Annotated in this window: 16 protein-coding genes; 13 read left to right on the top strand and 3 right to left on the bottom strand. The window is 37.7% G+C overall.

Annotation, left to right across the window (positions count from 1 at the left end; all coding sequences use genetic code 11):
- Nucleotides 1-122 precede the first annotated feature (122 nt).
- From ACGHEH_RS08270 to ACGHEH_RS08250, 5 genes are all read left to right on the top strand, one after another.
- Nucleotides 123-2,009, top strand: coding sequence for a M6 family metalloprotease domain-containing protein (locus ACGHEH_RS08270; protein WP_390443870.1), 1,887 nt, complete (start codon nucleotides 123-125; stop codon nucleotides 2,007-2,009).
- 298 nt (nucleotides 2,010-2,307) lie between these two features.
- Nucleotides 2,308-2,880 (top strand): hypothetical protein, encoded by a 573-nt coding sequence (locus ACGHEH_RS08265; protein ID WP_390443867.1) that lies wholly within the window; start codon nucleotides 2,308-2,310, stop codon nucleotides 2,878-2,880.
- Entirely contained in the window at nucleotides 2,877-4,571 is a 1,695-nt protein-coding gene (locus ACGHEH_RS08260) for an LruC domain-containing protein (RefSeq protein ID WP_390443865.1), read from the top strand. Before ACGHEH_RS08265 ends, ACGHEH_RS08260 begins: the two co-directional genes overlap by 4 nt.
- 298 nt (nucleotides 4,572-4,869) lie before the next feature.
- A complete protein-coding gene (locus ACGHEH_RS08255; protein ID WP_390443862.1) occupies nucleotides 4,870-5,484 on the top strand; it encodes a class I SAM-dependent DNA methyltransferase in 615 nt (204 codons plus the stop codon).
- Between the two features lie 83 nt (nucleotides 5,485-5,567).
- Nucleotides 5,568-7,118, top strand: a complete 1,551-nt coding sequence (locus ACGHEH_RS08250) for a S24 family peptidase (RefSeq protein WP_390443860.1) — start codon at nucleotides 5,568-5,570, stop codon at nucleotides 7,116-7,118.
- A gap of 497 nt (nucleotides 7,119-7,615) precedes the next feature.
- Here the strand turns inward: ACGHEH_RS08250 and ACGHEH_RS08245 are convergent, their stop codons facing one another.
- Nucleotides 7,616-8,299, bottom strand: coding sequence for a hypothetical protein (locus ACGHEH_RS08245; protein WP_390443857.1), 684 nt, complete (start codon nucleotides 8,297-8,299; stop codon nucleotides 7,616-7,618).
- 224 nt (nucleotides 8,300-8,523) lie between these two features.
- On the opposite strand from ACGHEH_RS08245, the gene ACGHEH_RS08240 reads away from it, so the two are divergent.
- Complete coding sequence (locus ACGHEH_RS08240; protein WP_390443855.1) at nucleotides 8,524-9,237, top strand: hypothetical protein; 714 nt, start codon at nucleotides 8,524-8,526, stop codon at nucleotides 9,235-9,237.
- A 111-nt stretch (nucleotides 9,238-9,348) separates the two neighbouring features.
- Nucleotides 9,349-11,511 (top strand): winged helix-turn-helix domain-containing protein, encoded by a 2,163-nt coding sequence (locus ACGHEH_RS08235; protein ID WP_390443852.1) that lies wholly within the window; start codon nucleotides 9,349-9,351, stop codon nucleotides 11,509-11,511.
- A 113-nt stretch (nucleotides 11,512-11,624) separates the two neighbouring features.
- On the opposite strand, the gene ACGHEH_RS08230 is transcribed toward ACGHEH_RS08235, so the two are convergent.
- Nucleotides 11,625-13,820: a DUF5916 domain-containing protein gene (locus tag ACGHEH_RS08230; RefSeq protein ID WP_390443849.1), complete on the bottom strand. Its 2,196-nt coding sequence runs from the start codon at nucleotides 13,818-13,820 to the stop codon at nucleotides 11,625-11,627.
- 261 nt (nucleotides 13,821-14,081) lie between these two features.
- On the opposite strand from ACGHEH_RS08230, the gene ACGHEH_RS08225 reads away from it, so the two are divergent.
- From ACGHEH_RS08225 to ACGHEH_RS08205, 5 genes are all read left to right on the top strand, one after another.
- On the top strand, nucleotides 14,082-15,329 hold the full coding sequence (locus ACGHEH_RS08225; RefSeq protein ID WP_390443846.1) for a hypothetical protein: 1,248 nt from the start codon (nucleotides 14,082-14,084) through the stop codon (nucleotides 15,327-15,329).
- Nucleotides 15,330-15,641: 312 nt separating this feature from the next.
- Entirely contained in the window at nucleotides 15,642-15,938 is a 297-nt protein-coding gene (locus ACGHEH_RS08220; protein ID WP_390443844.1) for a hypothetical protein, read from the top strand.
- A complete protein-coding gene (locus ACGHEH_RS08215) occupies nucleotides 15,935-17,518 on the top strand; it encodes a PepSY-associated TM helix domain-containing protein (RefSeq protein WP_390443841.1) in 1,584 nt (527 codons plus the stop codon). The genes ACGHEH_RS08220 and ACGHEH_RS08215 overlap by 4 nt, the downstream gene beginning before the upstream one ends.
- Nucleotides 17,515-17,907, top strand: coding sequence for a DUF3325 family protein (locus ACGHEH_RS08210; protein WP_390443839.1), 393 nt, complete (start codon nucleotides 17,515-17,517; stop codon nucleotides 17,905-17,907). The genes ACGHEH_RS08215 and ACGHEH_RS08210 overlap by 4 nt, the downstream gene beginning before the upstream one ends.
- A gap of 255 nt (nucleotides 17,908-18,162) precedes the next feature.
- On the top strand, nucleotides 18,163-20,313 hold the full coding sequence (locus ACGHEH_RS08205) for a winged helix-turn-helix domain-containing protein (RefSeq protein ID WP_390443836.1): 2,151 nt from the start codon (nucleotides 18,163-18,165) through the stop codon (nucleotides 20,311-20,313).
- A gap of 139 nt (nucleotides 20,314-20,452) precedes the next feature.
- Here the strand turns inward: ACGHEH_RS08205 and ACGHEH_RS08200 are convergent, their stop codons facing one another.
- The gene (locus ACGHEH_RS08200) at nucleotides 20,453-20,629 is read right to left on the bottom strand and encodes a hypothetical protein (protein ID WP_390443833.1); all 177 of its coding nucleotides are present in this window, start codon (nucleotides 20,627-20,629) and stop codon (nucleotides 20,453-20,455) included.
- Nucleotides 20,630-22,033: 1,404 nt separating this feature from the next.
- On the opposite strand from ACGHEH_RS08200, the gene ACGHEH_RS08195 reads away from it, so the two are divergent.
- Nucleotides 22,034-22,951: a WD40 repeat domain-containing protein gene (locus ACGHEH_RS08195; protein ID WP_390443830.1), complete on the top strand. Its 918-nt coding sequence runs from the start codon at nucleotides 22,034-22,036 to the stop codon at nucleotides 22,949-22,951.
- The last annotated feature ends 4 nt before the right edge of the window (nucleotides 22,952-22,955 follow it).

The following is a 22,955-nucleotide window of genomic DNA, read 5'->3' as shown; positions in this document are numbered from 1 at the left end:
CAAAATTAAAGAATTATTAAAGGCCGTTTGTAATTCCTTTCACAAAATATTTGCCAAATGTAAATTTTAGGTTAATAGTTTTCTTGTCCGATTTGGGGACAGACAAACTGAAAGGAATAATCATGAACTTAAAACTCACCGCATTAGCAACCTTACTATGCAGCTCTACTGCGTTTGCTGCTATTCCATACAAGAATGAGCAATACCAGTTCTCACAACCCAATGGTGAAGTGATCACCCTAACACTCAATGGTAATAGCTATTACGCAGAGCAAAGAACGGTAGATGGTCGTCTCGTTGTTTTTGATAACGCATTAAAGGGAATGGTATATGCCAAATTAAATGACGAAGGGAGCGAGTTAATCTCAACTGGTGTATTAGTGAGCACTAAAAATCAGCTAGGCATTCAAAGTACGAAGCTTCACACAAAACAAGAAGGGCTAAGTACCGAAGCCAAACTACGCTTAGTTGAAGCAAAGCAGCAGCGCATGTTGGGTGAGTATGATGCACATACTCACTCAGTACAATCACGCTTGCAAACATCACAGTTAGACGCACAAATATCAGGGCAGGTGAAAGGTCTTACTATCATTATCGACTTTCCTGATGAGCGTGGCACGATCAGTAAAGCCCAAATTGAGCGTTTTCTCAATGATGCCAATTACACCGAGTTTGGCAATGCACAATCTGTAAGAGGCTACTTCACAAAAGTGTCGGGTGGAAAGCTTGATTACACCAACACTGTCACGCAATACTACACGGCGAAGAAGAACAAAGCCTACTATGCCGACTCTAGCTTAAGCTCAACAGTTCGCTCACAAGAGTTAATCAAAGAAGCGCTTAATTGGCTTGAGTATCAACAAGGTTTCGACTTTTCGACACTCACTACCAACAGCAGTAATCAAATTCGTGGCTTAAACATTTTCTATGCAGGTAATTCAGACAGCAGTTGGTCAAAAGGCTTATGGCCACACATGGCACGCCTTAGTCCAAGGTTTTGTGCCGACGGCGTGTGTACCGACCGCTACCAAATAACCGACATGCGCAGTAGTTTATCAATCGGTACCTTTGTGCATGAGTCTGGCCACTTAATCACAAATTGGCCCGACTTATACGATTACGATGGCAGCTCAGAAGGCTCGGTCGCCAGTTTTGGTGTAATGGGATATGGCGCAATAGGGCAAACTAACCGATTTAAACCAACCCCACCAGTCGCACATTTTCGAGCAATTGCAGGATGGGACACTGTCACCGAGCTAAACCCAGCAATAAATGCAAATGCGCCAAAAGGCACACTGAGTCATACTTCAGGTTCAAACGCTTCGTATAAATGGACTAACCCGAGCAACCAAAACGAAGCGTTTTATATCGAAGCCATTTATAAAAGCGGGCAGAACTCAGAGCAGCCAGATCAAGGGCTAGCAATTTGGCACGTCGATAGCTCGGGTAATAATTCAAATGAGTGGAAGCCCTATATTCAAATGGAGCACGCAGATGGCAATCGCGATCCAGAAAATAAACGTAATCGCGGTGATAGTTCAGATTTATTTGATTATGCAGGTGAGTTTTCAAACACCTTGCCTAATGCACTAACCTCACGAGGCACTAATTCACTTTGGTGGAATGGCAGTGACTCGGGCTTAAGCATTTCAAACATTAGTGCTGCAGCGCAAACCATCAGTTTTAAAGTAAACGAGCAAGTGATAGAGCCGCCAACCGGGACTGTTTACACAGGCTATTTAGCTGATAAACAACAAGCTGTTGAGCCAAACGGTAGTTGGTTTTATTACGATGGGGGCTACATAAGCTTAAAATTAACCGGCCCAACCTCTGCAGACTTTGATCTAAAAATTGAGCGTTGGCAAGGTGGTCGTTGGCAACAAGTAGGCTTGTCTGAGTCGCCGACTTCAACAGAGTCTATCAATTATCAAGCATCGTCTGGCTACTATCGTTATATTGTTTATTCGTATTCTGGTGCGGGTAATTATCGTTTAGAAGAAACCAGATAAGTTAGATTATTTAAAGCGAACTAGTACTGCGAAGCATTTTGTTTTATTGCCTATCAAACATGTTTAGCAGTATTTATTCTTAGTAAGGCTCACACGCTTAAAAACTTTATAAGCGAACTTAAATACTTTTTGAAAGTCTTTTCGAGAAAACCTCCTTTTAAAACACTTCATTATGAAATTGCGTTGCAAAATGCACAAATCGCATATTTATAAAAGTTTAAGTTACTGAAAATAAGTGATAACACATGTGGCTTGAGACTTGCGTGACATTGTTATATCCATAATCGGGAGCAATGTTATGCGTGCAATAATTTTAACGGTCGTACTAATATATTTGACAGCTTGTGGTGGTGGAGGCGGCGATGACAGTAGCTCAGTACCAGCTCAACAACAAGCTCAGCCAACAGACTCAACATCAAGTAGCGCTTCGTCAAACGATAATTATGTGACTTCATCAGAAGATGACACATCGCTGTCAGATTTAATAATTCCTGCAAATTTTGATTGGGCTACATCAGAAACCAAAGAGGTATCGGTTAACGTTGTGAGCTCAATCACTCAAATAGAAGCCGAAAGCTCAGATAACCAAACCATAATCGAGGGAGCTCCAATTGGTGGCAAGCATTTCATCAAAGTTGAAGCGTTAGATGAGAATGAAAATGTAGTTAGTACCCCATTAAAAAGTCTCACTTCTCAAGTGGGTAGTGTACGCACTGTGATGAAGTTATCCCCGAGTGTTATGCAAGTAAGGATCTCAGCAAAAGCGAATGGTCAGAATTGCACAAAAAACATACCAGTTAGTGAGCTAACAACGTCTTTGAATATTGAATGCGACATTCCGGTTGCCTCTGATCTGGAGGATTCACAATGAAAAAGCACATATCAATTATCACAATGGCATTCGTAAGTTTGGCTGCCAACTCAGATCCAAGTTCACAAACGACAGTAGACAATGGTGATGGCACTTTTACTTATACTCAAAGAGTTGACGAAAGCAGTAGTGCACCACATTACATAGCGCCAAATGGCTATGGTTTTGAAGAATACTCTTGGTTTAATGAAGACTATGGATGGCAGCATAGTTTTGCTGATTATAATACAAGTGGTTTGCAAATATTGAGTGCGACCATGCTGATCAGAGGCTGGGATGTAGATTCAGAGCCGTTTCATGGAACAAGTGGCGAATATGATGGTATTTCAGTCGATGGAGTTGATTTAAACCCAGGTCTTTTACAAGGCCAAAATGAAGAGTGGTCAGAAACAACTTTTACAATCCCAACATCAAATATTACTGATGATGGTTTGATTAATGTTTTTCTAGATATAGATATGAACCATACATCTAGAAGGTGGGCAACCACTCTAGATTATAGTTTGCTCACCATTACTTATACTTTCACAGAAAACAATGCGCCAAACACACCCGAGCTAGTTGGCTTACCAGCAGGCTGTATAGATGGTACAACAGATCTCAGTGTAAATATTGGCAACTCAGCTAATGCCGATCCCGATGGCGACCCCGTTACTTATTCATATAGATGGTATGTTGATGTTGGCCAAGGCTACTTAATCGACGACGAGTTTGCTGGCAAAACCAACCATACAGGTAATACGGTTTTAGCTTCACAAGTACTTGATGATGAAATATGGCGTGTAGAAGTCATCGCGGTAGATGACAATGGCTTGAGCAGCGACCCCGTTGTTTATACTTGGAATAAGGTAAACGACTGTGATGGTGATGGTATTGATGACGATAATGATGATTATCCAGAAGACTCTGAAAGAGCATTCAATAATGAGTCAACACCGGGTACTTTGATTTTCGAAGACAACTGGCCTTCCAAAGGCGACTTCGATTTAAATGATTTTGTTTTAACGCATTCATTTAATGTTATTACCAATGCAAGCAACGAAGTAAAAGAAGTCACCATGACCGCCGCAATACAAGGCAGAGGCGCAAGTAAAGCCAATAGTTTTGCCATTGCCATGGCAGGTACGACCGATGCAAATGTTGCACAAGCCAGCTTCAGCATAGCCGGAGTAAATAGCACTTTAACCCCAGAAGCTGGGCACTCAGAAGAGCTGGTACTTGTGATTGTTGATAATGCTAATCAACATGCACCAAGCACTGAAGGTTTTAGCTTTTTCAATACCGAACAAGGTGACGATAGAGCCGAAATTCCCGTCACTATGCGCGTCGTATTTACCCAAGCTGTAAATAGAACGGCATTAGGTGCAGCACCATTTAATCCTTTTATTTATAGTACTTTTGAACGAGGCAATGAGATACACCTTCCAAACCATTCCCATACAGCGTTAGCTGATACTTCTAAGTTTGGTACCGCAGATGACAACACTTCAATTGGTGGTGAAACTTACATGACAGCGTCTGGCTTACCATGGGCTGTAGACATTATCGAGAGTGGTTGGAAACACCCTTACGAACAAGTAGACATCACCATTGCGTATCCAACATTAAAAAATTGGGTTGAGTCTAATAAGAACTCCCATGGAAACTGGTACACATTGCCGGCAAGCGGTAAATGTTGGAAGTGTAACTAGCTAGTTTTCCCAACTAGACTGAGAGTAACTGTGCCACCTTCGGGTGGCCTTTTTTTTGGCAATAATAGAGACTTACGAATAAGTGCATTCGATTAAGTTTTAAACAAAAATTAAATCAAAAGCTTATTAATAGCAAACATGAATAACTTATTGATTCTTATCACTACTCATCTAGAAAAAATTAAGCTAAATTAGCAAACAACTAAGTTACAAAGAAACTTGGCGAGCAGCAGCTATATTAAACTACACAGGCGTGAAACCCAACGTCACCACTCTCACACTGGTAAAGAATAAACACATGACACAACAAACGCTCGACTACTACGCTCAGAATGCCAGCGCATTCGCAGACAGCACGCTTCATATAGATATGAGCGATTTTTACAATGCCTTCTTACCACACTTACCATCAGCCGAAGGTTGCCCGAATGGCTTAAAACCGCATATTTTAGATGCTGGCTGTGGCTCAGGCCGAGATGCTCTGTATTTCAAAAATTTAGGATATAAAGTAACGGCGATTGATGCTTGTGCAGAATTAGCCGAAATTGCTAGCTTTCACCTAGAGCAACCTGTTTACGTTAAAACTTTTAAACAAATCACAGACCAAAACCAATACGACGGAATTTGGTGTTGTGCAAGCTTACTTCATGTTGCATACCGTGAACTGCCAGACCGTTTCACCAAATTATCCAACGCCTTAAAATCAAACGGTGTACTTTACGTTAGTTTTAAATATGGTGAGGGTGAGCGAGATATAAATGACAGGCACTACACAAACTTAACCGAAGAAAGCTTAGAAGCATTGATAGACGCAGAGCCACAGTTAACGCTTGAAAAAACATGGCAAAGTGAAGATCAAAGGCCAGAGCGAAAAGGCGAGATTTGGTTGAATGGGTTGATTAGAAAGAAATAAAAACACCTACTCAGGTGCGGCTAATGATTAATTCGCATCTAACTAAAACATCCTACATCGTTGTATAAGGAATATGCTAGGACGTGAAAGATATAAAGCCAAACGAAAAACTACAGTTAGAATTTATTTCATTTATCCAGAGAATTTTATCTGAGGGCGACTTTGTTGCTACCTATAAGTATGCATTGTTAAATGCGATTGCAGATATATGTATAGAAAAGCTTGATGTTAGTACTAATGAGAGCCTCAAAATTGAGCATAGTTTATTAGCTGAGAAGATACTTCAATTATATTGGCATCATGCTATGCCGTTTTCGAATCTTAAGTCGGGAGCAGATGCGCTCCTCAAACAAAATTCCGGAGCGCAATCTAAAGTCATTTCAGTGTTATATGAATGCCAACAAAATAATATTCGTAGTTTAGGACAATTAAAGAGAAGTAGTTACTGGCATGAAAGTTATCGAGCAGCGTTAAATACCTTGAAAACAGGACCTCTCTGGCGGCTTCAAATTCTAGCTAAGCAAGAAGAATGTTTTCTTTACCCTCATGACAAAAAACCGCAATACATTGAACTTAAGTCAGGTATCGCAGCATGCTTTAGGAGGTTTTATGATTTGGTTGTTTACCTCTCTAAAAATGCATGGCTACAAAAAATTCAGAGCATCAAATATAATCAAGCGTTAATTGGGCCTCAATCTAAGCTCGAGTCATTTTTGTTTGGAGAGGACAGGCAATCTTTAGCTAAAGTTAAGCCAGTACTAGTAGATTTACAAAAGAACCAATGCTTCTACTGTCAAAAACCATTTAAGAATGATGTTGAGATTGATCATTTTATTCCTTTTTCTCGTTATAGTAATGATTTAGCGCATAACTTTGTTGCAGCACATCGTAGGTGTAACAATAATAAACGAGATTTTCTTGCTTCTTATGAACATAGAGATAATTGGATAGAAAGTAATTTAGTTAAGCACAATCAAGTTATTGAATCTGAATTAAGTAGGTACTTTGATTGTAGTGCTGATCAAAGTATTGCAGTCAGTAATTGGGCCTATGAAGTAGCAAGAAGTAACCATGCAAAACTTTGGCATGGGATAGATACATTTGTTGACTCCACACTTACTGCTAAAGTTTTGACGTTTAAAAAGAAACATGGTGAAAGAGAAGATAAGATTGAGGCTAATAAGAGCGAAAAAATTGTAGAGCCAAAACCTCAACTGTTCTACTTCCCTAATTTAAAAATTGCTTGCGGACACTTCAAGACTGGCGATGAAAGTGATGCTGAGTATATGTGTATACCTGATGGAGTTGGCAAGGTTGATCCTAATAAGCATTTTTTTGCAAGAGCCAGCGGTAATTCTATGAATGGTGGCAAGAGTCCAATTTTTGATGGTGATCTATTGTTATTGGAATTTATTACGCCTGAGAGTGCAGGATCATTACAAAACCAAACTATAGCGGTTGAGAGACTTGATAGTGCAGGCGACAGCCAATACTTATTGCGAGATATTAAAAAAGCAACGGATGAAAGTGGTAACACTTGCTATCAGCTCATTGCGAAAAATCCAGACTATGAAACTTTGGTTGCAGATGAAAGTATGAAAACCTTTGCAAGGCTGAAGCAGCGAATTCAATAAATTAGTTATGGGCTAGGTTTTCGGCTAGCCTATAATATAATTTGTTTGCTGGTTAGCCAGAAAGAGCTTAGTTTATTCATACTTGATAAATATGCCTTAGATTGCAACCTTACACGTTTTACAGAACTTAAAACTATGTTGATCATAATCATTTTATAAGCCCCAACTTTCTAGCTCTTGTAAACTGTTAGCTACGTAATTAATGTAGTTTCTTTCAGTAAATAAACCATGTTTGTCTTTGTGAGTGGTTCCATTAATGGTTTAGCAAGTGGAGCGTTGTAGTACAAAATATTTGGGTCTAAAGTTTCTTTCCATGTTGGCCACATAGCCATTTGGATTTTCGTTCAACCATTTAAAGTATTTTTTGTCTGAGTCTTTGATTAGCATTTTTGGTGGTTGTTATTGGCTATATTTTGGTAAAGCACCAAAGTAGTTAGAAAGTTTCTATTAATTCATAGAATAGGTATTAGAATCAATGATTCTAATACCTTCAAACTTTATTTAGTCATTGACCAATACGAGTAACGTCCTACAGTTCCTGCATCTCTCATACCATCAAAAAATTTAGTATAGCTCATTGTTCTGCTTGCATAACCACCATAAGGGTCGGCATATTTTACATAACCTTTGTCACTTCTGTTTTGGTCATAATAAATCTCATGAACCACTACAAAGTGGCCATAACCATTGAATTTAGTCAATGCTATGAGCTGCTGGGTAGTACTAGATGTTAATGAGTTTTTTAAGCTTCTTTCAATAGAGCTTCTTGTGGTAGTTGTAATTTTTGATACATTAAAACCGTCTGTTCTTGCATTCACAATGCTTTGTAATTGATCTCCTGAGGCTTCGCGACGAGGATTGTTGACCGTATTATCATAGTTAAAATTCTTTGAAAGCTCAGTATGAAACCACTCAAGCTGATTCGCATGATCTGCGTATTTATTTCTTAAGACATTCATAGCAGTTGCAAATGCTGCATGGCCACACAACCACCAATTTACATTACCATCTTTACCTGGGTAACTTGGCATATCTCGGTATTTAAGTTGGTTTACTACCTCATAGCTGTAAGGTAATTCGTGGTTATCAACTTTATATGAAGTACCAGCAAAAGATGAGGTTGAATAGGTGTTTAATAATAGACCTAATGCGCAGAGTGAAGTTGTTTTTAATAATTTCATTTTTTATTTCCTTTAAAAGTTTTAATCATCTGCCCGATTGCAGATGTTTCAAGATGTTAACCTTGCGTTTCTAAAAGTAAATTTGTACTATCCATAGCGCTCTATATAACTCTATTTTACTGAATATAAAGGATATTATTTTGAAAAGTGCAATTGAGATGCGGATAAAGGAATACATTAAGACTCAAGGACTGACGAATCGGAGATTTGCTAAAGACGTGGGAATGGGTGAGTCAACCCTATATAAAAAGTGGCGTGAACCGCAGAGTTTCACTGAGTTTGAGCTAAGACGTATTGCAAATGTACTCGGCATTAACTATGAACAAGCCAGTGCATTGTGTGTCGAGACAAAAAATAGAGACTCAATTCAAGCAGAGCAGCAAATAGAGAGTATTAAAGGCTTTCATATTCGCTCTGGCGTTTTATTGGTAATGGTCGTTTTAGGCGTTGTACTGTTAAGCCTTGTATTGCACTTATTACCGGATACTAAGCTTGGTAAAGGTGAGCGGCTATCTTTACCAGAATATAGAGCGCGTTATATTGGTGCAGGGGTTGATTTGGCACCGAGTGATTTAGGCGAAGAAACGGCGTTTCATTCTTCTTTATACGATTATGAGTTCTTAGACATTACCGTTGAAACGCTCGGTGAAGACATCAGTTTGACTGGTAAGATGCGTTGGACATTAAAACGAGATAGCACATTAACAAGGTTGAGTGACTTCAGTGCCGAAGGTAAACATTTAGGTGATACTGCAGCCTTGGTCTATACCGTTAAAGATCCAGTTGATTCAGAGGTGTGGATTGGAACGGCGATGATGTATATGCCTCGTTCGGGTGATGCAAATGGGTATTGGATGACTATTCATAATGATAAAGATCCTGCTAGAACTGGACCATTTGCCATTGGAACAATAGAACTTACGCGAAGAGAGATGTAACTATTCATTAGGTTAAGTGAGTTAAACCAAAAGTCTGTTTTGTCCCAAAGCTATTAACAAAGCCGCTTTAATCAACTAAAGTGGCTTTGCTTGTTTTATAGGGATCGTTTTATGTCGTCTATTCAGTTTGGTTGTTGTGAGTTTAACCAAACCACTCAAATTTTAACACTAGAAGGTAAGGTCGTTGAACTAGATCCTCGCCAGCTCGCTTTGCTTGAATTTTTTATTGCTAACCCTGAGCGTATTGTTTCTCGGGATGAGCTTCAACAAGCAATTTGGAAACAAGTTATTGTCAGTGACAATGCGATTAATAAGCTAGTAGCAAACCTTCGAAAGTCGTTAGATGATAACCCTAAGTCACCTATATATATTCAAACTGTGCCTAAGCAAGGGTACCGGTTTGTTGCAAAAATTAAAGAGATTACAGTTAGGGTTGAAAAAGACCATCTTGAGTCCCTTGAGCAGCATGATTCTTTTTCAAAAAGCGCACAAAAAACAACTTGGCCCAAGATTGTAGCGTCTTTATGTTTGTGTTCGTTCGTTGTACTTATGAGCTATGTTGCCTATTCAGATAATCAACCTGAGCCTAAATATGGTCATACGCAAACGCTAACTCGCATGACAGGAGTCAAACAATCGCCGGTTGTGACTTTAGATCAAGAGTCTGTGCTTTTTATTAATTTCGCTGAAGGTGAAGGGCAGCTCTTTAAGGGACCAGTTGATTTAGGGAAAGACGCTGTTCAACCAATCATTACCCCATTCTCATCGATTACGTATCTACTTGGTTTTGATAAAAGTGGGCAGTTAGTTGTGAGAGCAAATAAAGCGGGTAAATGTGGTTGGTTCAAGGGGAATATTGAGTCAGGTGCTTTTGTGATCACTGAGCAAAGTCAACTTGAATGTCCAAAGCGCATACTGCGAGATAACGAGTATGCTGCAAATACCGATAGTATTTATTTTATTAACCATAGCAGCCAAGGCTATGAAGCGAATAGCCTTTCATATGCGCACTTTGATGACGTTGCGTTTAAAACAGCTTCACTTAATTTAGCAAAAAAATGGACAGCGTCACGGTTCGAAATTGCAGGTGATGACGTTGTTTTATTAGCCCATACGGCGATTGGCCACAGTGGTGTTTTCAAATTGGCTTTATCAGATATTACGGCAAAAGAATCTGAGCTTACGTTTGAAGATAAAAATAAGGCACGTTCACACATAATTCCTGAGTTTACGTTGCCTTACCGCTCTAACAATGTGGCTTGGTCGCACGATAAAAAAGGGGTAATTTACACGAATGCGCCGCCAGCGACTCAGTTACTTTATCAAAGCTTAGAGACCGATGTTAAGCCTAAGCTAGTGGCCAGTTTTAGTGACTATATTTGCTGTAATATCGAACGGATCAACGTAAATGATGACTTTGTATTTACCACTGAAGCTGCTGACTATAACATTGAATGGCTCAGCAAGTCTGAAAACTCAGGTATTGATTTCGAAATAGACAATTCGAGTAGTTATGACTTTATCCCTGCATTTGCAAACACATCTGACGATTTATATTTTCTCTCAAAACGTTCAGGTAAAACACAAATTTATAAACAATCAGCGCAAAGTAAAGCCGAGCAAGTGAGTGATTTTAATGCTTACTTAAGGTTTTATGGCTTGGCTCTGTCTCCAGATGATAAGTGGATAACGAGCTTTGAAAGTAAAGTGATCTGGTTATTAGCGGCTGATAAAAGTCTGGACGATAGAACAATTTCAGTGACGGGCAATATTTTAAGCTTAGACTGGTTAAGCAATCAGCTTTTTGCAGTGTCAGTGAGAGAAAACGGACAGGTTCGCGTTGATATTTATAATACGCAAATGCAAAAGGTTCATACCTTGGTTGGCAGCGATCGTTTTGCTATTAATCGAGTTATGTCGAAACGAAATGGTGGCAGAGATGTAATTATGATTGTGAACGAGCGAATACTTTATGATTTACCACTTTCCTCAATATTTGACGCAAATACTATAGATGGCTCAATTGATGAAGCGTCTGAGCTGGTGAGCTTAAATGAGCCAATTCCTTTATTGGCTGCTGTGATCGACGAAAACCAATTTCTATACCCAAGTGAACAAAGAGGAAAGTGGATGGGGGTTGAATTAACGATTGGCGCTGAACCTCATTTTCTTCCATTCGATATAGATCGTGAATTAACAGCCAAAGATGGCAGATTTGTTCACAGTAAATTAGTGCATTTAAGCAGTGAAGTGCATAGAACTCTTGCGCAGTAACTTATTTGAATATTAAGCGTAACTTTGCACTGGTGGGTTTCGATATTTGTGAGTAACTATTAAAAACTCAATAACAAAAGGGCTGTTTTAAGCCCTTTTTCTTGTTATTCAGATCACCATCGATGGATATAGTTTATTTTTAGACTTGTTTCATCATTGGTTTCGACTCTGTCAGACCAACCTTCACTGACGTCATACCCTTTAGCTATGCTGATTTGATAAAGCTCATCAGGTGCACTCTGATATCTTAATCGACTGAATAATGAAAACCGCTCACTTCTCGTGTTGTGCTGCAATAATGTGTTCCAAGACCAGTCGGCATTAATAGCGACATTTAAACGAATATGACTGCGGTGTACTGCATACTTATTGTTGCTTTGCTCATAGTAATAACTACCGCGACCTACATTTAAGTAAACATGACGATTTGGTTGATAGTATAAGTTAGCATAGTAATCGACTAGGTCGGCACTAAAATGTTCGCCATAGTTAACGGTGAAAGTAGTGTAAAAAGGCCTTTGTGTGCCAGTGCTTGCTACGAATTGCCAACTATCAAATTTGTGCTCACCTGCTTTATAGCTAATTGAATCTGAAAAAGCCCAGTCTTGTACTAATTTTTCAGTTTTCCGGTTGTAAGCAATTCTAAAACTGTCACTATTTTTGGTTTGAAAACTTAGTGGTTGAAATGTAATACGTTCACTTAATAGTTCCCCCTCTAAATTATGAGTCGCAAAACGACCTGCTACAAACATGAAAAAGTTTAGGTGCTCTGATAATACGCCTTCGCTCGGTCTAACTCTGTAGTGAGTAACATGTTCGCTATACTCAATACCTTTACGACTAACAAAGCCTAGAGATGGGTTGTAATCTTCACCAATGTGTTGATAACGAGTACGCCAATAAAAGGTATCATTTGGTAATTCTAATTGCAGGCCATAAGATGCTGTGTCATCGCCTGTTGCCATTTCATTATCTACATTGTTGTACCAAGTGTTGAATCGGATACTTTGATCGTCAAAAATTATATCGTTATAACTATAGTCAATACCTATGGTTGAGTCGTCATTACCGGTTGATGAGCCTTGTGTATAAATGCCGCCAAATGAATGATTTTTATTGATAAGTTGTTTTGCACGAGCAACACTTAATTGCGTGCTACTACTTTCTTCATTGTTTTGTGCACTATCTTGATTCACGCTTAAAACACCGAGTTGCGTTTCGCTGACTTGGCCAGTTAATTTTGTGCCCCAATTGATATCTAATACTTCACTTTGCGGACTTAAACCGATCCGACGTGAATAAAATGGCATGCCATTAGTTGAAAAAGGCGCGAATTGACCGAATTGGAATAGTTGAGCATCTTGTAAGAAGAAATCTCGTTGTTCATTAAAATAGCTGCTAAAGCGAGTCATGTTTACGTCTTGGGCATCAATTTCTGTTCCGCTGAAATCAGTATTAAGCGTGAGTAATCCTGTTAGATTTGGGGTGAATTTATATCCAATGTCCATGCTAGGCTCAAAGTTTGAATCTTCGCCTACCTTGTTTGCACTTAGACCTGTTCGAACTTCAATGCCTTTACCTTGCTTGATCCCCCTAATGTTTTTGATTTCACCAACTTGGTTTGCGTTCCACGGGCTGTCTTGTGTGTTATTGAGGTTCCAATAATATTGCTGGTATGGTTTTGAGCTTTTATATCTTAATTGCAGGCCCCAGCTCGGTTTTTTTTCATCAAATGAAATAGACTGCATTGGGATAGCTATTTCAATGTCCCAGCCTTTCCCAGTTTTCTTTGTTTTTGCATACCAGATTGTTTTCCACTCTTCTATGTAATTTGAACCGTCGACTAGACCATCAATTTTTACCCCCGAAGGCGTGACATGGAAAAGGTAGGCATCAGATTTATCGTAGTTTGTGTCTAGCACCAAACCGAAATAATCTTCATTCCAAGCATTACTGCCTTGGGTTAGTAGCCTATCTGTAATGGTGTTATGAGGTTGAGTAATATGAGCCGCAACGTAAAAATACTCATCATCATATGCGATAAATGCTTTTATTGGATGGTCAGGCGCTTGGCCAACTTCAGGGCGAAATTCGACAAAGTCATCAATAACTAGCGCATTTTTCCATTCAGATGATGTGATAATGCCGTCGATTTCTGGTGAGCTTATTATTTTAGGAGGTGTGACACTTCTATTCTGATAGTTTGAAATATCGCTTGCATAAATAAATGGTGAACTTACTAACCCTAAAATAGCAAAGTGTTGGGTGAAAGCTGATAGCTTAAATTTTGTTTGTTTGATATCGCTCATGGTTCGACTACTAAGTTGATTAAACACAGGAGTCATAGTGAAAGTATTCTTAGAGAAATAAGTGATAAAGCTGAGAAAAAAAGTGACAAAAACGTGATTTATTCAATTTTTACAGAAGCTTAACTGATTTGGTATAGTTTTGGTAAGGTTTCAAAACACTTTCATAGATGGAATTCTAAGGCGTGACAACATAAAGCTTTGGTTTATTTTGGCTGGAGTCTATATAGTTACTTTCATCATTTAAACTACTAGCAAAATTATATGAGTGATAACAATAGGGTAGGAGTTCGTGTTTTTTCAATTGTTGCGATAATCATCATCGTGCTAGTTGTTCTTGTGCAATTTTTTATCACATCAGTCTCACAGCAAGAAGAACAAACTGACATAACTGAAAATTCAGAATTAGAGATAAATGATATTGAAGTTGAGCAACCGCTAACACCAAACACATTACAGTTGCCTATTGATTCGAAGGAAGTTAATAAAGAAGTCACTCGAGTAGGGAAGAAGTTTATAGAGCAAGATCATTCTTTTACAGCACATGAGCCTCACCCTTGGGAGTTGGTTGAAGTCTCTCCAGTCCAAGAAAGACTTTGTAAAGATATGAAATTAACACCTCTAACTTATGAAGAGATATATGACCCAGACACTCAGCAAACAAAGCGAATCTATTCTGATTATTACGATTTAAATTTAGTGATATTACATAATGGCAGGGAGTATTCTATTTCTTCAGTTTATAACGAAGGCACTGAAAAATGGATAAAAACTCAAGTGAGCGGTTACCTTAACCGAGTTTATGAAACGTATTCAAAATGGTTAGGTCCTGAAAAGCTTTTCAAGACAGATGTAAATATTAAATTGGCCCTTAATCACACTCAGTACTTTAATGCGCTTGCTGAACATGACGCTGAAGAGTCAGCAAAAGTGCAAGGAGTCTACTTACCAAGGTTACATACTGGATTTGTAAAAATCCCTCATAATGATAAAAATCAAATACAGGGCACGCGTTTACTTCAGGTTTTGGTGCATGAGTCTGTTCATGCAATTAATTTTGTTCAATTTGGTTATATGCATCGCTGGGCGCAAGAAGGGTTAGCACAATATTTTGCACATTATGTTGATCATAAAACGCCAGAATTATTTGTAGATTATGAACAATGGGCACAGCGAAGTGGACATCTTGGCGAGCCACTTAGTTTTAAAGAACTGATTGAACCAAGTGGCTATTGGTTAGAAAACCGCAGTGCTTTATATGCGTCCAGCTTTGCTTATGTTCAATATTTTAGTTCTTTAACTCAGGCTGAAAATCATCTTATTTCAGTGTTAAATACTGAGCTAAAACAACGTTGCTCGGTACTGAATAAAGAATGGAGCGCGTCACAGTTGGACCCAAACAACCAGCTATACACAAATATACAAAATTGGTTCGAATATACCGTTATCTATCATTCAGATCGTAAGGCCGACTATGACAAGGTGAACCAAAATAATTCAGCGACTCATTAAATTTAATTGAGATAAAAAAGCCTTACCAAAATGAATTGGTAAGGCTATAACTAAGTAGCTTATTTGCTCTAAGAGACAGTGTTGCAATACAACGTCAACTTAGTGGGTGAACGACAGTGTTACCCGCTTTTATTCATCCATTCACAAAAGCCACACTAGTGTGACTAATAATGTATTACTAAGCAATTACACCACCTTACAGCTGTTACATTTGTAAAAGTTGCGCTTATTAATGATTATTGCAAATAAATTATTGATATAAAAACTGAGAATTATTATCATTTTGCTTCTTGTGTTTTTCCTTGGATTGTCATGCGCTTAGTTTTTAATACCCACAAAGTAGAAGTAATGAATAGAACGTTACTTGCTGTTATTGGTGGTTCTGCTTTTTCAATTTTGTTGTGCTTATGCGTGTCGTTTTTACTCCCAATTGAGAAAATGCATGCAGTTGCATGGTCGACCATGCTGGTTTTTATTGTGTTTCCCGCTGTCGTTATGTGGTCTTTTGGGGTGAATAACCTTAAAAAAGCCGCGAGTTTTCTTTCTTTTTTAATTGTATTTTTAGGTGCTATTTGTTGGTTACTTTTAGATTTAGGTAAGCCCTTATGAAAAGCGCATTTAGACAATCGATGGCCTGGTTGCATACTTGGGTTGGGCTTCTGTTAAGTTGGGTACTGTTTTTTATCTTTTTGACTGGCACTGTTGGTTATTTTGATGATGAACTCGACGATTGGATGACACCAGAAACACCTACATTTTATGCAACTGCCGATGATTCACTGCCAGTGCTTGAACAGTTTTTAGTGACTAGGGGCGTTGATTTAAAAAGCTATTCAGTCAGCTTCCCTGTTGATAGAACGCAACCATTTTTGACGATTTCTTATCGTGATGCAGATAACAAGCGACAACGCGTCAAGTTAAACCCTTATACTGGTGAAGAATTCCACCCACGAGCGACTGCTGGTGGGCAAACATTGTATAGAATGCATTATCGACTTAGATATATTCCCACAAAAATTGCTTACTATATTGTCGGCGTTGCGACTATGTTTATGTTTTTGGCTTTGATCACAGGTGTAGTGATCCACAAGAAAATTTTCAAAGAATTCTTCACTTTCAGACGTGGCAAAAAGCCAACAGCATGGTTAGATGGGCATAATATAATGAGTGTTATGTCATTGCCTTTTCATTTCATGATCACTTTTACGGGCTTTTTACTGCTTCTTTATACTCTAATGCCATTCATAATGAACGCGCATTATGGCGAGGGAAAAGAGGGCCGAGATGCGTTTTTTAAAGAGTATTTCAGTCGTACAAATGTTAAAGCGTCTGGTATCCATGAGCCCTCATTAGAGTTAAAAACGTTATTAGAGCGTGCTGATGCAGAGATGGCTGGTAAGCCTCTAGCTTGGCTTTCTGTTTCGAATGTCGGCGATAAAAATGCCATTTTTGAAGCTGGGAGTATTCACAAAAGCTTAAGTGACAGCAGAGATAAATGGGTATTTGATGCAAATAACGGTGAATTAATAAAAGTTCAAATAGGTCACGCATCTTCAAAGTCATTCTACTACGTACTTCGCTCTTTGCATGAAGGTTTGTTTGCTTCGACGTCTTTAAGGTGGTTGTACTTTTTAACAGGTTTGTTGGGTACAGGCATGATTGCATCTGGCATGGTACTTTGGACGGTGAAAAGAAGAGCCAAAGCAATAAAAAGTGGCGGCGGTAGTTTTGGCTATCGCTTTACGGAAGGGCTTAATTTAGCTTGTTTGCTAGGTTTACCTGCAGGTATTGCTATGTATTTGATTGCTAATAGGGTTCTGCCAGTCGAGCTATCTGAACGTGCGTTGTGGGAAGTTAACTCGCTATTTATAACTTTCGCAGCGTTTATTTTAGTTGCAGTTGCAAAGGCTATTGCCAAAAAAGCGGATAGTGCTTGGGTAAGCTTAACGATCCTAACTGGCTTTTTGTACGCCTTAGTGCCAATAGTGAATGCTATTACCACAGAGCGCAATTTATTGTTTAGTGTACTTAATCAAAATTGGGTGTTTGTTGGAGTAGATGCAGTTTGTATTGTCGTTGCAATGGCATGTTTTATTCTAGGTAAATATCTAAACAAAGTATTCAATGTAAAATTTGAGGAACATGAACACTCAATAAGCGTAGATTTTAAAAGAGGTCGTGCATTATGATTATTCTTTTATCAATGTTAATGATGTTTCATGCGTTACTTCTTTTATTGCTTGCAATGCCGAAGTACAACAAACAGATCTCAAGTTTTCCTAAAAGAGACAAAAAACTAGAATCTAACTTTAGACATGTTGGTTACGCATTGCTGGCTATGTGTATTGCGCTATTAATATTTGATAATGGAGTAGGTGTTGGTATTGCTTGGGTGTGTGGTCTACTCACATTATTAGGAAGTCTCGTGAGTTTGATGTATGCATTTAACCAGACAAATACTGCGGCTAGTTTAATTTGGTTACCAAAAAAGATTTTTGGTGTGATTTCACCTAGTTCTGCTTATTTCTATTTAGTAGGTTATACAGTGTTAATTGCAAGCTTTACTATTCACTTTTAAAAAGCTTACCCTTAAATTCCACTAATGTTATTGATAATTTTTAGTGAGAACACTATGAAATTATTAATAACGCACTCAATTTAACATAATTTTTTAGGTGTTCTAGTGTTTCGGTTTTCCTGAGCGATTGCTGAGTATCCTACATAACTCATTTACATAGATTTGCTTTTGAGTGTATCAAATTATGAATAACTGATTGATATGCAATATTTTAAATTTATAATAATGCTGCTTAGTTAAAAAGGTGGTTTGATTTTGTTAGATGCTAATATTACTCAGGTTAAATTTGCAGACTGGTTGCTTTTAACAAGAAGTTGTAGCTTAGTCAGCGATGGTACGACACAAGAGTTAACGCCACTTAACTATAAGATTCTCTGTTACTTTATTCTGAACCCTAATCGTATCGTTTCACGAGATGAGTTTATCAGTAGTGTTTGGGAAAACCACTATGTGGATGATAATGCAATTAATAAAGCAATATCAGATTTAAGAAGGCTCTTAAAGTCATCTGACAGTGCACAAATTTTAATTAAAACACATTACAAGAAAGGTTATAGTTTTGTTGGTGATGTGGAGTTTGTTAGAGAAGCTGATCTAGAAGAGGCAGATAAGCTTCTAAATCAGGCATCAGAACAAAATGTACAAGATGAGAATCGTATTGAACCTTCCTTAACTACAAACGAAGAAGAGAAGATCGCGGACTCACAAAAAAAGATTTTTCAAATTCTCTCAACTAGGTTGTTCCTTTCAATTCTAACAATTCTTTTATTTGTTTTAGCAGGTAGCTATTGGTTCCTAAAGGAGCCTATCCCTATCAAATTTGAATCAAAAAAACTCTCAATCTCAGATGATAGTATTTATAGTAATTTGAGCCTTTCTCCATCAAATGAGAAATTAGCTGTAACAAAAGAAAATATGAAAACTGGTGTAGATGAAATATTTCTGATTGATTTAGATACGCATAAAAACACCAAAATAATTTCAGAGCAGTACGATAGTTACCCAATTGGTTGGGCTTCAAATAGTAACAGTATTTATTACCAAATTATAAATAATGCTATGAAAATTTGTGAGATATGGCGCGCAGATTTTAAAGTTAATAACGAAGTCTCAACTAAAGAGAAAGTTCTTGAGTGTGACTCCCAATACATCTTGAGCACGGTTACAGATGAACAACACAACAGAATAATTTATACAAAATTTGGTTATCGAAACGTACCTAGTTTGGCGGCGCTTGTTGCAAGAGATTTAGAAACGGGTGAAGAGTTTCAGGTTACCTCACCAAATATTGACTCTTATGGAGACAGGTTTGTCTCACTTTTACCTAACAAAGAAAAAATTGCGTTTGTACGGATGCAAACAGGTCTAAGTCAAATATACATTGCAAACCCAGACGGCAGTATGCAAAAGAAAGTTTATGAATCTACTGAAAGGATTAATAGAGTAGAGTGGGACAACAATTCGCAATCACTTTTATGGTACCTACCTAATTCTCAGCAATTTTATTCTTATGATACGAATTTAGCTTCTTTGAAGAAAACTGCAGTTTCACGCAATAACTACAGTAATATTTTAGTAAGCAGAGATGCGTTTATCGCGACGACAAAAGCTTCGGATGCTGATATTTATATCTATAATGCTAATGCTCACAAATTTGAGCAGGTGACAGATACCAGAAAGAATGAATTTTCACCTATATCAAGCGAAAATGGCTTTTATTTTTTCAGTGATAATGAAGGGTTAATGTTAAGTTCTTACACAAATGGAGAGCTAAATGTATTAGCTAGTGCGTTGAATATGGATAGTCTTGTGGGTGGGGACTTTAAAAAGAGTGATGGGCAATTAGCTTTATTCCAAAGAAATAGAATTGTTCTATACCACCCTAAAGACAATGAAGAGCTTGACAGCTTTATGATAGAAAACCGAATTGTTCATTTAGTATGGCTAAACAAGGCAAAACTTTTGCTCATATTAGAGGGGAATCAAAGTGAGCAACATATTTGGACATTTGATTTAGAAACCGAGAAGCTTCAAAAAATCATTCATAATGATGCTCGTCGAGTAGCAAAGATGGATAATAGTAAGATAATTTATCAAGATTTCTACAATAACCTCCACTTGTTTGATTTAACCGATGGTACTTCACAACTACTACTTTCTTTGAAAGGTCATGCATATATAAACTGGCGTTATTTAGATAATCATATCTACTACACTACAGGAAATAACCTTCTAAAATTCGGTTTGGAGACACGCAAGGAGACAGTTGTCTTTGATGAGTTCTCAGTAAAAGATAGTTTTATTTTTGACTTTTCGATTGTCAAAAATTCTGATTTAGAAAATATTATCCTTCAAATTCATAGGTTAAGAAGTAATGAGGTTGTTTTACTTGAGCCTGTGAAATAGTTACTGAAAAGTGAGTTTGCTCTATCAGGTATTTGTAATTAATCCCTCATGACAATTTTCATAATCCCTCGTTAATATGGGCTCAGCTTTTTAAAGCTAGCTCGTATTTGAATGCTGTTAAATCAAAACATTTTTTAATTTAAATTACGTTTTTATCAATAATGAGGCCAACAATGTTTTTAGCCATTAATAAGAAAAAACTAAAAGAGCTCTCTATCTCTAAACTTACGCTTTCAGAAGCAACTGTAGTTAATGGCGGGCAACCTACTAATACTGGTAATGATACTCTAGTTCCATCTAAAACATCGAATTTCAAATGTGCTCCTGATGAGCTACCAGTTAAAGTTTCTCCTCTTACTACAGAGTGCTTTTAATTTTTCAGCCAAGGAATGGTCGAAGTAATCAAGGAATGGTCGAAGTAATCAAGGAATGGTTAAGGCAATCAAGGAATGGTTAAGGCAATCAAGGAATGGTTAAGGCAATCAAGGAATGGTTAAGGCAATCAAGGAAAGGTTGAAGTAATCAAGGAAAGGTTGAAGTAATCAAGGAAAGGTTGAAGTAATCAAGGAAAGGTTGAAGTAATCAAGGAAAGGTTAAGGCAATCAAGGGATGGTTGAAGTAATCAAGGAAAGGTTGAAGTAATCAAGGAAAGGTTGAAGTAATCAAGGAAAGGTTAAGGCAATCAAGGAAAGGTTAAGGCAATCAAGGAAAGGTTAAGGCAATCAAGGAAAGGTTAAGGCAATCAAGGAAAAGTTAAGGCAATCAAGGAAAGGTTAAGGCAATCAAGGAATGGTTAAGGCAATCAAGGAATGGTTGAAGTAATCAAGGAATGGTTGAAGTAATCAAGGAATGGTTAAGGCAATCAAGGAATGGTTGAAGTAATCAAGGAATGGTTAAGGCAATCAAGGAATGGTTAAGGCAATCAAGGAATGGTTAAGGCAATCAAGGAATGGTTGAAGTAATCAAGGAATGGTTAAGGCAATCAAGGAATGGTTAAGGCAATCAAGGAATGGTTAAGGCAATCAAGGAATGGTTAAGGCAATCAAGGAATGGTTGAAGTAATCAAGGAAAGGTTGAAGTAATCAAGGAAAGGTTGAAGTAATCAAGGAAAGGTTGAAGTAATTAAGGAAAGGTTGAAGTAATCAAGGAAAGGTTGAAGTAATCAAGGAAAGGTTAAGGCAATCAAGGAAAGGTTAAGGCAATCAAGGAATGGCTAGGGCAATCAAGGAATGGCTAGGGCAATCAAGGAATGACACAACTCGCAACGTCGCAAGGATGGTAAATGCGTTTTAATAACAAGGATTGATCAAGGAGATTATATGGCAAGGACGCATAATGTTTGCTGTTGAATTCAATTTAAGTTTGCATTGATAGAGTAAAAAACATTGTTGTTCCTAACAATAATATTAAACTACAAAAAGTTAGGCACATAACCGTAACAATAAATGATGCTAACTTTACCACTGCTAAAGTCATTAATCATTGCCAGTCTGATAGATTGGCTTTCTTCGTTTAATTTACTAAATCTTTAAATTCTAGCTATTTTTATCATTTCATAAAACATACAATCAAATCTTTAAAAGTTGATTTTATTTTCAGCACTAAAATTGCATATCTGTTTCTGTTTAGCAGCAGTGTCTTGGGGTTCGTTTTGCATTATTTCAATATTTTCTTCATTTTTATAATCATTACTTTATCTGGTTGTGATAAAGAGGTTGTCTTGAATCAAGGTGTTGTATCAGATCTCAATGAGCGTCAGTTACTCAAAGCTCAATTTGCGAATCAAGGTAAGTTGTTAATGACATTAGATTTAGAAGGGCAAGTGCTTGTTTTAAATGCTAATGATTTTTCACTAGAGTTTCAGATCGCTAAAAAAGAGCAGTTAGAGAACACCAAACTTGCGAGACTTTCCTCAGATGGAACTAGACTGATTGTTGCAAATGATAATGAAGTTGCAATATGGTCGGTTGTTGGAAAAGTGTTAATTGGAAAAACAAGTTTCGCTGGCCTGCAAACTCTTGCCACTATATCGTCTATTGCAATTTCGAATGACAACGACAAATTAATTGTAGGTATGTCTGATGGCGCCATTAATATGGCGACTATTTCAACAAGATTAAATAACCGCTTTAAACCTCATACCAGACCTGTCAGCCATATAGTGTTCACAGATAATGATCATTATTGGTCAGCATCACAAGATGGTTTATTGGCCCATCGTGTTTTTGCTTCGCCCGAACCATTAACCGAACAGGAATTCTCCCATAGGATCACAACACTTGCTTTGGACGAACAAAAAGAGCGCTTGTTTGTTTCTGATGCATTAAAAACACAGTTAATTAAATCTAAGAAAGACCAAAATGCGCATGTACAGCTTAAATATATGGCGCGTTTTATGGTCTTTAGACATGCTTACTTTATTAATTATGCCAACATACTAGCTACCTCATCATCTAAAAACCATTTAACATTTTGGGATACAGTAACGGGGGAAGAGTTAGGGACTTGGACTAGTGAAGTACAAACACCTTCAGCAACAATTTTGGCAATGCACAGCAACGACAGAGGGGTATTGTTGACAGTTAACTCTGATGCAATAGTTGAAAAGTGGGATCTAACTCAGTTGAATAAGCTGTAATGGG

Source organism: Pseudoalteromonas sp. MTN2-4 (assembly GCF_042848605.1).
In the GTDB taxonomy this organism is placed as follows: Bacteria; Pseudomonadota; Gammaproteobacteria; order Enterobacterales; family Alteromonadaceae; genus Pseudoalteromonas.
The sequence above is the reverse complement of the archived record's forward strand: the minus strand, read 5'-3'. Positions and strand labels throughout refer to the sequence as shown.

Excerpts from the sequence above, each read along its gene's own strand:
- ACGHEH_RS08270 (WP_390443870.1), top strand. The coding sequence starts at position 123 with ATGAACTTAAAACTCACCGCATTAGCAACCTTACTATGCAGCTCTACT.
- ACGHEH_RS08265 (WP_390443867.1), top strand. The coding sequence starts at position 2,308 with ATGCGTGCAATAATTTTAACGGTCGTACTAATATATTTGACAGCTTGT.
- ACGHEH_RS08260 (WP_390443865.1), top strand. The coding sequence starts at position 2,877 with ATGAAAAAGCACATATCAATTATCACAATGGCATTCGTAAGTTTGGCT.
- ACGHEH_RS08255 (WP_390443862.1), top strand. The coding sequence starts at position 4,870 with ATGACACAACAAACGCTCGACTACTACGCTCAGAATGCCAGCGCATTC.
- ACGHEH_RS08245 (WP_390443857.1), bottom strand. The coding sequence starts at position 8,299 with ATGAAATTATTAAAAACAACTTCACTCTGCGCATTAGGTCTATTATTA.
- ACGHEH_RS08240 (WP_390443855.1), top strand. The coding sequence starts at position 8,524 with ATGGGTGAGTCAACCCTATATAAAAAGTGGCGTGAACCGCAGAGTTTC.
- ACGHEH_RS08235 (WP_390443852.1), top strand. The coding sequence starts at position 9,349 with ATGTCGTCTATTCAGTTTGGTTGTTGTGAGTTTAACCAAACCACTCAA.
- ACGHEH_RS08230 (WP_390443849.1), bottom strand. The coding sequence starts at position 13,820 with ATGAGCGATATCAAACAAACAAAATTTAAGCTATCAGCTTTCACCCAA.
- ACGHEH_RS08225 (WP_390443846.1), top strand. The coding sequence starts at position 14,082 with ATGAGTGATAACAATAGGGTAGGAGTTCGTGTTTTTTCAATTGTTGCG.
- ACGHEH_RS08220 (WP_390443844.1), top strand. The coding sequence starts at position 15,642 with ATGCGCTTAGTTTTTAATACCCACAAAGTAGAAGTAATGAATAGAACG.
- ACGHEH_RS08215 (WP_390443841.1), top strand. The coding sequence starts at position 15,935 with ATGAAAAGCGCATTTAGACAATCGATGGCCTGGTTGCATACTTGGGTT.
- ACGHEH_RS08210 (WP_390443839.1), top strand. The coding sequence starts at position 17,515 with ATGATTATTCTTTTATCAATGTTAATGATGTTTCATGCGTTACTTCTT.